Annotated in this window: 7 protein-coding genes and 3 tRNA genes; 6 read left to right on the top strand and 4 right to left on the bottom strand. The window is 56.5% G+C overall.

Features of this window, described 5'->3' with window-relative positions:
• Nucleotides 1-2 precede the first annotated feature (2 nt).
• From ptrA to recD, 3 genes are read left to right on the top strand one after another with little or no spacing between them, the layout of a single operon-like run.
• A complete protein-coding gene (ptrA, locus tag M495_RS19510; RefSeq protein ID WP_020828391.1) occupies nucleotides 3-2891 on the top strand; it encodes a pitrilysin in 2889 nt (962 codons plus the stop codon).
• Nucleotides 2888-6439, top strand: a complete 3552-nt coding sequence (gene recB, locus M495_RS19505; protein ID WP_020828390.1) for an exodeoxyribonuclease V subunit beta — start codon at nucleotides 2888-2890, stop codon at nucleotides 6437-6439. The genes ptrA and recB overlap by 4 nt, the downstream gene beginning before the upstream one ends.
• A complete protein-coding gene (gene recD / locus M495_RS19500; protein ID WP_020828389.1) occupies nucleotides 6436-8286 on the top strand; it encodes an exodeoxyribonuclease V subunit alpha in 1851 nt (616 codons plus the stop codon). The genes recB and recD overlap by 4 nt, the downstream gene beginning before the upstream one ends.
• 39 nt (nucleotides 8287-8325) lie before the next feature.
• Here recD and argA read toward each other — a convergent pair whose 3' ends face one another.
• A complete protein-coding gene (gene argA, locus M495_RS19495; protein ID WP_041414902.1) occupies nucleotides 8326-9651 on the bottom strand; it encodes an amino-acid N-acetyltransferase in 1326 nt (441 codons plus the stop codon).
• A gap of 239 nt (nucleotides 9652-9890) precedes the next feature.
• Between argA and amiC the strand changes: the two genes are divergently transcribed.
• Both amiC and M495_RS19485 read left to right on the top strand, forming a co-directional pair.
• The gene (amiC, locus tag M495_RS19490; RefSeq protein WP_041414899.1) at nucleotides 9891-11141 is read left to right on the top strand and encodes an N-acetylmuramoyl-L-alanine amidase AmiC; all 1251 of its coding nucleotides are present in this window, start codon (nucleotides 9891-9893) and stop codon (nucleotides 11139-11141) included.
• A gap of 311 nt (nucleotides 11142-11452) precedes the next feature.
• Nucleotides 11453-12862, top strand: a complete 1410-nt coding sequence (locus M495_RS19485; protein WP_144079319.1) for an MFS transporter — start codon at nucleotides 11453-11455, stop codon at nucleotides 12860-12862.
• 127 nt (nucleotides 12863-12989) lie between these two features.
• Here M495_RS19485 and M495_RS19480 read toward each other — a convergent pair.
• The 3 genes from M495_RS19480 to M495_RS19470 form a co-directional block, all read right to left on the bottom strand.
• A tRNA-Met gene (locus M495_RS19480) sits at nucleotides 12990-13066 on the bottom strand.
• Between the two features lie 64 nt (nucleotides 13067-13130).
• A tRNA-Met gene (locus M495_RS19475) sits at nucleotides 13131-13207 on the bottom strand.
• A 62-nt stretch (nucleotides 13208-13269) separates the two neighbouring features.
• A tRNA-Met gene (locus M495_RS19470) sits at nucleotides 13270-13346 on the bottom strand.
• Between the two features lie 213 nt (nucleotides 13347-13559).
• Here M495_RS19470 and mltA point away from each other — a divergent pair.
• On the top strand, nucleotides 13560-14702 hold the full coding sequence (gene mltA / locus M495_RS19465) for a murein transglycosylase A (RefSeq protein WP_020828385.1): 1143 nt from the start codon (nucleotides 13560-13562) through the stop codon (nucleotides 14700-14702).
• Nucleotides 14703-14751 lie beyond the last annotated feature (49 nt).

Genomic DNA, 14751 nt, shown 5'->3' with positions numbered 1-14751 from the left:
ATATGCGCAGACAGTTGGCCCGCATCACCGGGTTAGTATTATTGGTTATGTTTTGGGCACCGTTGAGCTGGGCCGCACAGGGATGGCAACCGCTGGCGGAGAAGATCAACAAAAGCGATCACGATCCGCGTCAGTATCAGGCGATCAAACTGACGAACGGCATGACCGTGCTGCTGGTGTCCGATGCTCAGGCACCAAAATCGCTGGCGGCGCTGGCGCTGCCGGTGGGCTCGCTGGAGGATCCGAACAGCCAGCTTGGGCTGGCGCACTACCTGGAGCACATGGTGCTGATGGGATCCAAGCGCTATCCGCAGCCGGAAAACCTGTCCGAGTTTCTAAAGAAACACGGTGGCAGCCATAACGCCAGCACCGCCTCTTACCGCACCGCATTCTATCTGGAAGTGGAAAACGATGCGCTGGCCCCGGCGGTAGACCGCATGGCGGATGCCATTGCCGAGCCGATATTGGATCCAGGCAATGCCGATCGCGAACGTAATGCAGTGAATGCCGAGCTGACGATGGCACGTTCGCGTGACGGTATGCGCATGGCGCAGGTCGGGGCGGAAACGCTAAACCCGGCTCACCCGAGTGCGCGTTTTTCCGGCGGTAACCTCGATACCCTGAAAGACAAGCCCGGCAGCAAGCTGCACGACGAGCTGACCGCATTCTATCAACGCTATTATTCCGCCAATCTGATGATGGGGGTGTTGTATAGCAATCAACCCTTGCCGGCATTGGCTGAACTGGCGGCCAAAACCTTTGGCCGCGTACCTAACCATGATGCCAGCGTACCGCCGATAACCGTCCCGGCCGTCACGCCTGAGCAACAGGGGATCATTATTCACTATGTGCCGGCCCAGCCGCGCAAGCAGTTGAAGGTCGAGTTCCGCATCGACAACAACAGCGCTGAGTTCCGCAGTAAAACTGATACCTATATCGCTTACCTGATTGGCAACCGCAGCCAAAACACGCTGTCGGACTGGCTACAGAAGCAAGGGTTGGCGGATGCAATCAATGCCGGGGCCGATCCTATGGTCGATCGCAACGGCGGGGTGTTTTCTATCAGCGTTTCGCTGACCGATAAAGGCCTGGCCAAACGTGACGAGGTGGTTGCCGCCATTTTCAATTACCTGAAGATGTTACGCAGCGAAGGCATCAAGCAAAGCTATTTTGATGAGATCTCCCACGTACTGAACCTGGATTTCCGTTATCCCTCGATCACCCGTGATATGGATTATATCGAATGGCTGGTGGATACCATGCTGCGCGTGCCGGTCGAACATACGCTGGATGCGCCTTACCTGGCCGACCGTTACGACGCCAAAGCGATAGCCGAGCGTCTGGACGCTATGACGCCGCAAAACGCACGCATCTGGTTTGTCAGCCCGAATGAACCACACAACAAAACGGCTTACTTCGTTAATGCGCCTTATCAGGTCGATAAGATCACGCCGCAGCGCTTCGAGCAGTGGCAGCAACTGGGCAAGGGGATCAGCCTGTCGTTGCCGGCCTTGAACCCGTATATACCTGATGATTTCAGCCTGACCACGCCTTCGCACGAGTTCAAAAAACCGGAGATGGTAGTCGACCAACCGGGCCTGCGCGTATTGTATATGCCGAGCAGCTACTTCGCCGACGAGCCTAAAGCCGACGTTACAGTGGCGTTCCGCAATGCAAAAACCATGGACTCGGCGCGCAATCAGGTGCTGTTCTCGTTGACCGACTATCTGGCGGGAATTTCGCTGGATCAACTGAGCTATCAGGCCTCGGTTGGCGGCTTGAGTTTCTCTACTTCACCGAACAACGGTCTGCAATTCAACGCCAACGGCTTCACTCAGCGTCTGCCGCAGTTGCTGACGTCGTTGATTGAGGGGTACTCCAGCTTCACGCCGACGGAAGACCAACTGGCGCAGGCCAAATCCTGGTATTTGGAGCAACTCGATTCTGCCGAAAAGGGCAAAGCCTTCGAACTGGCGATTCAGCCGGTGCAGATGGTTTCCCGCGTGCCGTACTCCGAACGCAGCGAGCGCCGTGAGGTGTTGAAAACCCTGACGCTGAAAGACGTGCTGGCCTACCGCGACAGTCTGCTGGCCGATGCAACACCGGAGTTGCTGGTGGTGGGCAATATGAGCAAGCAACAGGTGGATACGCTGGCCTCCACGTTGAAACACCGTCTGGGGTGCACCGGTATTGAATGGTGGCACGGCGAAGACGTTGAAGTGGCTAAAAAGCAGCTGGCCAACCTGCAGCGTGCCGGCAGCAGCACCGACTCGGCGCTGGCAGCGGTCTATGTGCCGACCGGCTATGACGAAGTGACCGGCATGGCCTACAGCTCGCTATTGGGCCAGATTATTCAGCCGTGGTTCTACAGCCAGTTGCGTACCCAGGAGCAATTGGGCTATGCGGTATTTGCTTTCCCGATGTCCGTGGGGCGGCAGTGGGGGATTGGTTTCCTGTTGCAAAGCAACAGCAAGCAGCCGGCATATTTGTACCAGCGCTATCAGGATTTCTACCCGAAAACCGAAAAACGCCTGCGTGAGATGAAACCGGCCGACTTTGAACAGTACAAGCAGGCGATGATCAACGAGTTGAAACAGCGCCCACAAACCCTCAGTGAAGAGGCTGGCCGTTTTGCCAATGACTTCGATCGCGGCAATTTTGCGTTTGATACCCGCCATAAGCTGATTGAACAGATCAAGCAACTGACGCCGGTCAAATTGGCGGACTATTTCCATCAGGCGGTGATCCAGCCGCAGGGTCTGGCGGTATTGTCGCAGGTGAGCGGCAGTGGCCAGGAGAAGGCGGATTATGCAGTGCAGCCGGAGTGGGTGACTTATCCTAATGCGTCCGCACTGCAGCAAACTCTGCCGCGTAAGGTCGCTACACCATGACAGAGACTACCCCGCAGCGACTTGATCCGCTAACGTTGCCGCTGTTTGGCGAACGGCTGATAGAAGCCTCGGCGGGGACCGGCAAGACCTTTACCATCGGGGCGCTGTATCTGCGCCTGCTGCTTGGCCTGGGCCAGGCGGCAGCGTTTCCCCGGCCGCTGACGGTAGAGGAGATCCTGGTGGTGACCTTTACCGAGGCCGCCACCGAGGAGTTGCGTGGGCGTATTCGCAGCAATATCCATGGGTTGCGTATTGCCTGCGTCCGTGGCCGCAGCAAGGATCCGTTATTTACCTCGCTGATGGCGGAGATTAAAGATCTGCCCGACGCCGCTGCGCAGCTGTTGGCTGCCGAGCGGCAGATGGACGAAGCGGCAATATACACCATCCACGGTTTCTGTCAGCGTATGCTGACCCACAACGCCTTCGAGTCCGGCATTCTGTTTGAGCAAACTCTGGTGCAGGATGAGTTGCCGCTGCGTCGCCAGGCCTGTGCGGATTTTTGGCGTCGCCATTGTTACCCGTTGCCGCTGGGCGTGGCCCGGGCGGTAAGTCAGGAATGGAGCGGCCCGGAAGCCCTGCTGGCCGATCTCTCCGGTTATTTGCATGGCGAAGCGCCGCTGTTACGACGACCGCCGAAAGATGACGAAACGGTGCTGATGCGCCATGAGCAAATCGTGGCGCGCATTGACGCCATTAAAGCGCAGTGGGGGGCGGCAGCAGGCGATCTGGAAGCCTTAATCAGCCAGTCCGGCGTAGACAAGCGCAGCTACAGCACCAAACATCTGCCCAACTGGCTGCATAAGGTGGGCGAATGGACGGTGCTGGAAACGCAGGACTATCAGCTACCGAAAGAGCTGGAGAAATTCCGCCAGTCGGTGCTGTTGGATAAAACCAAAAAAGGCGAGCCGCCACGTCATCCGCTGTTTGTGGCTATCGACGAACTTTTTGATGAACCGCTGACGCTGCGAGATTTGATCATGGCGCGGGCATTGAGCGAGATTCGCCTTTCTATTCAGCAAGAAAAGCGTCAACGAGCCGAGTTGGGCTTTGACGATTTGCTCAGCCGTTTGGATAGCGCACTGCACAGTGAAGGCGGCGATCGGTTAGCGCAGGCGATCCGTCAGCGTTATCCGGTGGCGATGATCGATGAATTCCAGGATACCGATCCGCAGCAATACCGTATCTTCCAAAAGCTTTACGTTGGCCGCCCCGAATGCGGCCTGCTGCTGATAGGCGACCCGAAACAGGCGATTTATGCCTTCCGCGGTGCCGACATCTTTACCTATATGCGAGCCCGCTCAGAGGTAAGCGCCCACTATACGCTTGAGACCAACTGGCGCTCGTCACCGGCAATGGTCGGCAGCGTTAACCATCTGTTTGCTCAGGTGGAAAACCCCTTCCTGTTCAGCCAAATTCCCTTTATTGACGTGGCCGCCGCCGCAAAAAACCGGGGCTTGGCTTTTGAACTGCAAAACCAACCGCAACCGGCAATGCAATTCTGGCTGCAGCAGGGAGAAGGTGTTGGCGTTAGTGAGTACCAACAATTGATGGCGCGCCTGTGTGCCACACAAATCCGTGACTGGCTCAGCGCCGGGCAACAGCAGCAGGCTTGGCTGGTGGATGGCGATAAACGCCGGGCGGTGCAGGCTTCAGACATTACCGTGCTGGTGCGTAGCCGTAACGAGGCGGCGTTAGTTCGCGATGCACTCAGTGCGCTGGCCATTCCTTCGGTTTATTTGTCCAACCGCGACAGCGTGTTTGATACGCCAGAGGCCAAGGATTTGCTGTGGTTGCTGCAGGCCGTGCTGGCACCGGAGCAGGAGCGAACCTTGCGCAGCGCTATGGCGACCGGGCTGATGGGATTGGACGCATTGGTGCTGGACAGTTTGAATCAGGATGAGCGCGCCTGGGATAGGCTGGTCGACGAGTTTGACGGCTATCGCTCCCTCTGGCTGCGTCGGGGAGTATTGCCGATGTTGCGCGAGGTGATGAAGCAGCGCCATCTGGCAGAAAACCTGTTGGCCACGCAGGGTGGCGAGCGTCGATTGACCGACGTGATGCATTTGGGGGAACTGTTGCAGGAAGCCTCAGCCCAGCTCGACAGCGAGCATGCGCTGGTACGTTGGCTGGCACAGCAGATTGCCCAACCCAATCGACAGTCTGACAACCAACAGCTACGTCTGGAAAGCGATCGCCATCTGGTGCAGGTGATCACCATCCATAAATCCAAAGGGCTGGAGTTTGATCTGGTGTGGCTGCCGTTCGTCGGTAATTTCCGCCAACAGCAGCAGGTGCTGTATCACGATCGCCAGAGCTTCCAGGCTTTGCTCGACCTCAACGCCGATGAAGAAAGTATCGAATGGGCGGAGGAGGAGCGACTGGCGGAGGATTTACGCCTGTTGTACGTGGCGTTGACCCGTTCGGTGTATCACTGCAGCATCGGTATTGCGCCGCTGATCCAAGGCACCCGCAAGAAGCAGGGGGATACCGATTTACACCGCAGCGCGCTGGGCTATCTGGTGCAAGCAGGCCAGGCCGGCGATGCAGCCTATCTGCAGCAATGCCTGCAACAGCTTGTCAGGGAGGGCGTTGCGCTGTCGCTGGTCGACACGCTGGATGAACAGCCCTGGTTACCGCAAACGCCGGAATTGAGCGAATTGGCCGCCAAAGGTTTTTCACGTCAGGTGCAGGATTTTTGGCGAGTGACCAGCTATACCGGCTTGCAACAGCACGGCGCAGGCCTGATGCAGGATTTATTGCCGCGGCTGGATGTTGATGCCGCAGGCGAGCAAGCTCAGGACAGTGAGCCAGCGCTCACACCGCACACTTTTCCACGCGGTGCTACGCCAGGGACTTTCTTGCACAGCCTGTTTGAAACGCTCGATTTTACCCAACCGCTCGATGAACAGTGGCTGCTGGAGCAACTGCAACAACAAGGCTTTGCCGAACATTGGCAACCGATACTGCTGGCGTGGATGCAGGTGTTGCTCAACACTCCGCTCAATGATGCCGGTGTCGTGCTGTCGGCATTGGCGCCGCAGCAAAAGCAGGCGGAACTGCAGTTTTATCTGCCGATCGACAGGCTGTTGCAGGCCCGTGAGCTGGATGCCCTGGTGAAAAACTACGATCCGCTTTCTGCTCGCTGCCCGGCACTGGATTTCCAACAGGTGCAGGGAATGTTGAAAGGGTTTATTGACCTGGTGTTCTGCTGGCAGGGGAAGTACTACCTGCTGGATTACAAGTCCAACTGGTTGGGCGAGGACAGCAGTGCCTATACCCGGCCGGCGATGGAGCAGGCGATGGCAGAACACCGTTACGATCTGCAGTATCAGTTATATACCCTGGCGCTGCACCGTTATCTGCGCCATCGGCTGGTGGACTACGACTATCAACGGCACTTCGGCGGGGTGATTTATTTGTTCCTGCGCGGGGTGGATGCGCAGCATCCAGGCAACGGCATCTTCGCCTGTCGGCCAGAGCAAGCGTTAGTCGAGGGTATGGACAGGTTGTTCAGCGGCGAGGCCATTACGGCAGAGGATGAGCCATGATAGCTTTACTGGAACAGGCGCAGGCACTCGGCGTGCTGCGCCCGCTGGATTTACAGTTTGCCCGCGTGGTGGCCACAGCGGACCAGCCGGATATTTTATTGGCTGCCGCTTGCCTCAGCGCCGAGGCGGGTGCCGGCCATGTTTGCCTGATGCTGGAACAGTTGTTGCCGGAGAATCTTTTTGACGGACGTCAGCCAGAGCTGGCGCAGGCTGTGTGGTTGGCGGCCGGGCAGCCCGATCTGACCGACTGGCAGCAGCGCCTGTCCGCCAGTGCGGCGGTTGGCGATGGCAGCACGGCGATGCCGATGGTGTTGCAACAGCAGCGTTTGTATCTGCAGCGCATGTGGCAGAACGAAGGTGAGGTTGCCGATTTTATCAGCGGTGACAGCCTCCATCAGGCGGTTGAAGAAGCCGAGCTACGCACCATTCTCGATCAATTATTTGGCGAAGCGACCGACGAACCGGACTGGCAGAAAATTGCCGCCGCGGTGGCCGCCACGCGGCGCATTGCCGTCATTTCCGGCGGACCGGGCACCGGTAAAACGACCACCGTGGCCAAGCTGTTGGCCGCGTTGGTGCAGCTTGCCGAAGGCCGACGTTTGCGCATTCAGTTGGCGGCACCCACCGGTAAAGCGGCGGCGCGCTTGACCGAATCCTTAGGCAGCGCCGGCAGGCAACTGGCGCTAACGCCGGAGCAACGTGCGCTGTTCCCAACCGAAGCCTCCACTCTTCACCGTCTGCTAGGCGCTCAGCCCAATAGCCAGCGTATGCGTTATCACCGTGGCAACCCGCTGCATCTGGATGTACTGGTGGTCGATGAAGCCTCGATGGTTGACCTGCCGATGATGGCGCGCCTGATTGCCGCTTTGCCTGCTCAGGCGCGGGTGATTTTCCTGGGCGATCGCGATCAGCTGGCTTCGGTTGAGGCTGGCGCGGTGCTGGGCGATATCTGCCGCTTTGCCGAGCAAGGTTATAGCGTGGCACGGGCAGAACAGCTCTCGCGGCTGACGGGTTGTCTGCTGCAGGGGCAAAGTGCCGAGGCGGAGGCAGCCGTGCGCGACAGCCTGTGCCTGCTGCGCAAGAGCTATCGCTTTGATGCCAACTCGGGCATTGGTCAACTGGCCTTTGCGGTAAATGCCGGGGATGGCAAGAAGGCAGCATGGGTGCTGGGCGGCAATTTCAGTGACGTTACGGGGCACCCGTTGGCGGAAACGCAAGACTATCAGGCACTTTTGGATGCGTGCGTGGCGGGCTATCGTGATTATCTGCAGCAGGTGGCGACAGGTGCTGACGCGGTGACGATACTGGCTGCGTTTGGCCAATTCCAGGTGCTATGCGCGCTACGAGAGGGGCCATTCGGTATTGCCGGGTTGAATGAGCGGATTGAAACGGGACTGCAACGCGCCGGTTTGATCCAGCGTAAGCCAGGAACTGCGGGGCGCTGGTATCCGGGGCGTCCGGTGATGATTGGGCGTAATGACAGCGCGCTGGGGTTGTTCAACGGTGATATCGGTATTGCTTTGCGAGATGAGAGCGGCGAGCTGCGCGTTCATTTCCAGCTGCCGGACGGTAGCATTAAGTCGGTGCAGCCGAGCCGTTTACCGGCGCATGAAACCGCCTATGCGATGACGGTGCATAAATCGCAGGGCTCGGAGTTCGATCATACGGTACTGGTACTGCCCAATCATTTCTTGCCGGTGCTGACCCGCGAACTGGTGTATACCGCGATTACCCGGGCGAGGAAGCAGCTTTCGCTGTATGCCACCGAAGCCGTTTTACTACGGGCGATCCGCACCCCGACCCAACGCCGCAGTGGGTTGGCAGAGCGGTTACAGATAACGGGTTAAGAGAGAGCTTGGGGCGCAGCATGCTGCGCCCGCCACGGATTACAGATCGGCCAGCAGAATTTTGGAACGGCGTTGGTAGTTGTACAGCGCCTGTTTTTGCATTGGCAGCACGTCAACTTCCGCCGGGGTGAAACCGCGCTCCTGGAACCAGTGGATGCTGCGGGTGGTCAGCACGAACAGTTTACGCAGGCCCATCTGACGCGCCTGACTCTCCACCCGCTGCAGCAACATTTCACCGCGTGATGAGCTGCGGTAATCCGGGTGCACCGCCACGCAGGCCATCTCGCCGATTTTCTCTTCCGGGAACGGATACAGCGCCGCGCAGGCGATGGTCAGGTTATCGCGTTCAATAATGGTGAACTTGTCGATCTCCATTTCCAACTGCTCACGTGAGCGGCGAACCAAAATGCCTTGCTGTTCAAGCGGACGGATCAGTTCGAGGATGCCGCCGATGTCGTTAATCGTGGCACGACGCACCTGTTCCGCGCTCTCCATGACGATTTGGGTGCCGATACCATCGCGTGAGAACAATTCCTGCACCAGAGCGCCGTCTTCCTGATAGCTGATAAGGTGGCTGCGGCGTACGCCGCTGCGACACGCCTTTACCGCGCCGCGCAGGAAGCGCACGGTGCCGGAATGGTAATCACCGCTTTCTTCCAGTTCTTCGATGCGTTTCTGCGCATCGTTGGGAAACAGTTCGGAAATGATATTGCCTTCCTGATCGGTGACCCCTTGAGACGAGCAGAAGCCGATCATCTTCTCGGCTTTCAGCTTGATGGCCAACTGGGTCGCCACTTCCTCTGACGTCAGGTTAAAGCTTTCGCCGGTAACCGAAACGGCGACCGGGCCGATCAGCACAATGGCGTTGCTGTCGAGCTGACGATGAATGGCTTCTTCATCAATACGACGGATACGGCCGCTGTGGCAGTAATCCACACCGTCATCGATACCCAGCGGTTGGGCAATGATAAAGTTACCGCTAACCACGTTGATATGCGCACCCTGCAGCGGCGTGTTGTTGAGGCTCATTGACAGCCTGGCGGTGATATCCAGTTGCAACAGGCCTGCTGCTTGTTTAACCAGCTCAAGGGTGTGGGCGTCGGTAACGCGCGTATGTTTGTGATAAATCGGTTCGTAATTATGCTGCGCCAAATTAACGTCGATTTGCGGCCGTGCGCCATAGACCACCACCAAACGAATGCCCAAGCTATGCAGCAGCCCGATATCGTTGACGATGTTGGAAAAGTTCTCATGTTCGATGGCTTCTCCGCCAAGCATGACGACAAACGTCTTGCCACGGTGGGCGTTGATATAGGGAACTGAGTGACGGAATCCTTGGACCAGCTCTGTACTACGTTCCTTCACGGCCAAACCTCATTTGCATATTTATACGGTATTTTTGTATTTTTATTCTTTTATTGGCCTGATGGCAAGTGAGAAATTGTCTCTATTTCTTTGCTAAGGGCTCTGAATCGTTAATAAATTGAAAAACCATAAAAAGATTTTCTGATGACAGCGCCGGAATGATTGGTTAAAGTTTTCGGCATTCCCGTTTACTGGTGTTTTTTTCATCTGTTTTAATCTGTTACCACTGCCGGAGTCGCATGCCAAACTCAAATCACAATCTGGGCCGCCGTCGTTTATTGCAGGGGGTTGCCGCTAGCTGGTTGCTGAGTGTGAGTCGGGTGGGCGTCGCCGCTTCGTCGCACGTCATCGCCGTACGTGTCTGGCCTTCGTCTACCTATACCCGAGTGACGCTCGAATCTAACGTTGAACTGAAATATAAACAGTTTGCGTTGACCAATCCCGATCGCGTGGTGGTGGATATCGAGGGCGTGCAGCTCAACAGCGTGCTTAAGGGCATTGTCGGCCAGGTACGCGACGACGATCCTTACCTGAAACAGGCGCGTGTCGGCCAGTTCGATCAAAACACCGTCAGGCTGGTGCTGGAGCTTAAACGCAGCGTCACGCCCCACATGTTTACATTGGCGCCGGTGCCGGAATACCGCAATCGTCTGGTGATGGATCTGTACCCGAGCAAGGGCGGCAGCGGCGAAGAATATGATCCACTGTTGGCGTTACTGGAAGATTACAACAAGGGCGATCTTGAGCGCACTTTACCGGCGGAAGCACCGCAGGCCGGTAAAGCAGGGCGCGATCGGCCTATTGTCATCATGCTGGATCCCGGCCACGGTGGTGAGGACCCCGGTGCGATTGGCAAATTCAAAACGCGTGAAAAAGATATCGTACTGCAGATTGCCCGTCGCCTGAGCACCTTAATCAAGCGTGAGCCGAACATGAAGGTGTTTATGACGCGCAATGAGGACGTCTTCATTCCGCTTAAGGTGAGGGTGGCTAAGGCACGTAAGCAGCGCGCCGATCTGTTTGTGTCGATCCATGCGGATGCCTTCACCAACCGTGCCGCGCGCGGTTCGTCGGTATTTGCGCTGTCGACCAAGGGGGCCACCAGCTCGGCGGCAAAATTCCTGGCGCAGACCCAAAACGAATCGGACCAAATCGGCGGCGTCAGCAAAAGCGGCGATCGCTATTTGGATCACACCATGTTTGATTTGCTACAAACCGCGACCATCAACGACAGCCTGAAATTCGGCAAGGAAGTGCTTAACCGAATGGGCAAAATCAACCGTTTGCATAAGAATCGCGTCGATCAGGCCGGTTTTGCGGTGTTAAAGGCGCCGGATATCCCCTCTATCCTGGTTGAAACGGCGTTTATCAGCAACATAGAGGAAGAGCGCAAACTGCGTACTACCCATTTCCAGCAGCAGGTGGCGGAGTCTATTCTCGCAGGTATCAAAGCGTATTTTGCTAACGGCGGTGCGGTTGCACGCAGCTAGAGGGCGGCGGCGGGGATCTGCAGACCGCTGCGCTTTCGCAATAACTGTATTCCTGAACAAGCTGGAGTTTGCCCCAGCGGCAAATGTTTTGCCAAGTCTTCCTATCCCTGATTGTCCCTGAAACTGGCGACGAAAAGCTCGCAAATCCTATCGGCAGCACCCATTTCGTTGCCTCTTCACCGGCAATCCTCAAGCCAATGGTTGGCTGCAATAAGAGTGACTCACCATTCCTCATCTGCTAAGGCTCCAGATCCTGGTCCGTCGACTCGCTCACACTCTGAGACACCGGCGCGCAAAATCCGTGTTGCACATTGACAGGGGATAAAAAATATATTCTATTAAAAAATATATTTTATTCACATAAAAAAGGATATCCCGTGTCAATGTCCGCAAACGAAGGAATGCAGAGCATTCAGGAAATGGTAGACAGCACGGGGACGCGTCGCGGCCAAGTGCTGTTGCTGACTATGTGCGCGCTTTGTCTTCTGTGTGATGGTTTCGATATCCAGGCTATGGGTTATGCCGCACCGGCCATTCGGGATGCCTGGTCGCTGGAAACCGCGGTGCTGGGCCCGGTGTTTAGCGCCGGATTGGCCGGCATTGCCATCGGTGCCTTTGCTCTGGGCTGGCTAGCCGATCGCATTGGGCGTAGGCCGTCCATCATTTCTGCCACGCTCATTTTTGGCGTATTCACCCTGTGTTCTGCCTTCGCCCAGAATGTTAACCAACTGATGGCGTTCCGTTTCCTTGCCGGTATAGCCTTAGGCGGCGTGATGCCAAACTGTATTGCATTGGTTGTCGAATACAGCCCCTTACGCCAGCGAGCGACCTATATCACCGCGATAACCTGTTTTTTTGCGATCGGCGGTGGGCTGGGTGGCGTTACCGCGGCTTTGCTGATCCCGCTCGTTGGCTGGCAGGCTATTTTTATTCTCGGGGGGCTTTTGCCGATTATCCTGGCGATTTCTATGTGGGCCTACCTGCCGGAGTCGGCACAATGGATGTTGAGATGCGGAAAGGGAGAAGCGGCAATTCGTTCAACCTTGCGAAAAGTGTTTCCGGAGCAGCAGGCCATGAGCGTCGATCTTTCCAACAGCCACATTGGCATGCAGCGCGCCAAAGCCACGGTGGTTGATCTCTTTCGAGATAACCGTGCTGCGTTCACCTTGCTGCTTTGGCTGGTGAATTTTATGAATCTTATCGATCTCTATTTTTTGGCAAATTGGCTGCCAACCCTGATCAAGGACGCGGGTCTGTCGCTGGAAATCGCCAATTTGGCCACGGGAGCATTGCAGTTTGGCGGGGTTTTAGGCACCCTGGCGCTGGGTCGCCTGATTGATAAATTCGGGGCTTACAGCGTGCTTATCACCGGCTTTTCAATTGCGGCCCTTTCAATAGCCGCGATAGGTTTTGAGCCGAAAAATCTGCTGATACTGTTCAGCTCGGTCTTTGTTACGGGCGTTTTCGTCGTCGGCGGCATGCCGGGGGTAAATGCACTGGCTGCCGGCGGTTACCCGACATTTTTGCGTTCAACCGGTTTAGGTTGGGGGCTGGGTATAGGGCGGGGCGCTTCGATGCTCGGGCCTCTATTGGGGGCTGCACTGATTGCCCGCCATTGGATGGCATCCGATCTGCTGCTGCTTGCGGCGGTGCCAGCGGTGGTATCGGCGTTAGCCATTGGGGGGATGTGGCTGCAAAAACGTGAAAGTCATTATGATTGATCGGGTGTGCTAACTTGATTTCATTGACGTTATGGAGAGGGCGTTGTTCGCTGAAGAAAAATTGGGATTGGTGGATTTCAGATACAAAAAAACACCCGTTAAGGTGCTTATCTGTGGTCATTAAGATTGGTTGCGGAGGCCGGATTTGAACCGACGACCTTCGGGTTATGAGCCCGACGAGCTACCAGGCTGCTCCACCCCGCGTCCGTCTTAATGCTTGTATTATCGTAAACCAACTTTCATAAGATACCGCTGGTACAGTATCGGTTGGTTGCGGGGGCCGGATTTGAACCGACGACCTTCGGGTTATGAGCCCGACGAGCTACCAGGCTGCTCCACCCCGCGTCCGTATAATACTTTTTTCATCGAATCCAACACTTACTTGATACTGCTCTTGCAGTATCGGTTGGTTGCGGAGGCCGGATTTGAACCGACGACCTTCGGGTTATGAGCCCGACGAGCTACCAGGCTGCTCCACCCCGCGTCCGATGGAAGCGCACTATACTCTCCGTGCATTTTGTTGCAACCCTTTTTGCATTTTATTGAACTAAAACAGCCTTTCTGTCGAATAAGTCCGCAACTTGCGTTCTTTTTCATCATTATCCGGCCGAGGGCTTTTTTTATAGGCGGCGATTCCTTTATCTATGGGCGTTTGTTATCGTTCGCCGGTAGATCATATCAGTTGAGAGTGTGCGCGATGAAAGGACGTTGGGGCAAATACCTGCTGGGCGGGTTAATGGTAGCGATACTGGCAGGCTGTTCGTCAAAGCCGACCGATCGGGGACAGCAATATAAGGATGGACGTCTGGATCAGTCGCTGGAGTTGGTGAATCAACCCAATGCGAAAGGGGTACCGGTAAATGCCAAGGATTATTCAGATCAACTGATGGAGATTAAATACGCCTCTCCTTCACTTTTTAATCGCAACAACACTACCTATCAGGCAGTACAGAACTGGATGGCCTCCGGCGCCGATACGCGCAACCTGAACCAGTACGGCCTCAGCGCTTACCAGATGGAAGGCGTAGACAACTACGGCAACGTTCAGTTTACCGGTTACTACACGCCGGTGGTGCAGGCGCGCTATACCCAACAGGGTGAGTTCCGTTATCCGCTGTACCGCATGCCGCCAAAAGGAAAAGGCCGCCTGCCCGATCGCGCGGGTATTTACTCAGGCGCGTTGGATGACCGTTATATCGTGGCGTACACCAACTCCCTGATGGACAACTTTATGATGGAAGTCCAGGGCAGTGGCTATGTGGATTACGGCAACGGCCAACCGCTGGTGTTCTTCGGCTACGGCGGCAAGAACGGCCATGCTTATCGCAGCATTGGCAAGGTACTGATCGATCGCGGTGAAGTGGCGAAGGCAGATATGTCGATGCAGGCGATTCGTCAGTGGGCGGATACCCACAGCGCGGCAGAAGTGCGTGAGCTGCTGGAACAAAACCCTTCCTTTGTCTTCTTCCGTCCGGAGGCCTTTGCACCGGTACGGGGTGCCAGTGCGGTGCCGCTGATCGCCAAAGCCTCGGTGGCCTCCGACCGTTCACTGATCCCGGCGGGCACCACGCTGCTGGCGGAGGTACCACTGCTGGACAACAAGGGTAAATTCACGGGAAAATATGAGATGCGTCTGATGGTGGCGCTGGACGTGGGTGGGGCGATCAAAGGCCAGCACTTCGATATGTACCAGGGCATCGGGGCTGACGCCGGTCACTCGGCGGGTTATTACAACCACTATGGCCGCGTTTGGGTGCTCAAAGGCGCCAACGTAAACGCGCCGCTGTTTACCAGCCAGACCAGCTCCGCCTCCGGCGGTTCGCTGTTGGTCACCCGTTAACGGCATCAGGCTTTACCCGATAAATTTCAGGCTGGTCGTCTGACTGTGG

The organism is Serratia liquefaciens ATCC 27592, from assembly GCF_000422085.1.
In the GTDB taxonomy this organism is placed as follows: domain Bacteria; phylum Pseudomonadota; class Gammaproteobacteria; order Enterobacterales; family Enterobacteriaceae; genus Serratia; species Serratia liquefaciens.
Note: the sequence above shows the minus strand (reverse complement) of the source record. Positions and strands in the feature narration are given on the sequence as shown.

What these genes read in the sequence shown, in the direction of transcription:
- ptrA (WP_020828391.1), top strand. Translation starts at nt 3, where the DNA reads ATGCGCAGACAGTTGGCCCGCATCACCGGGTTAGTATTATTGGTTATG.
- recB (WP_020828390.1), top strand. Translation starts at nt 2,888, where the DNA reads ATGACAGAGACTACCCCGCAGCGACTTGATCCGCTAACGTTGCCGCTG.
- recD (WP_020828389.1), top strand. Translation starts at nt 6,436, where the DNA reads ATGATAGCTTTACTGGAACAGGCGCAGGCACTCGGCGTGCTGCGCCCG.
- amiC (WP_041414899.1), top strand. Translation starts at nt 9,891, where the DNA reads ATGCCAAACTCAAATCACAATCTGGGCCGCCGTCGTTTATTGCAGGGG.
- mltA (WP_020828385.1), top strand. Translation starts at nt 13,560, where the DNA reads ATGAAAGGACGTTGGGGCAAATACCTGCTGGGCGGGTTAATGGTAGCG.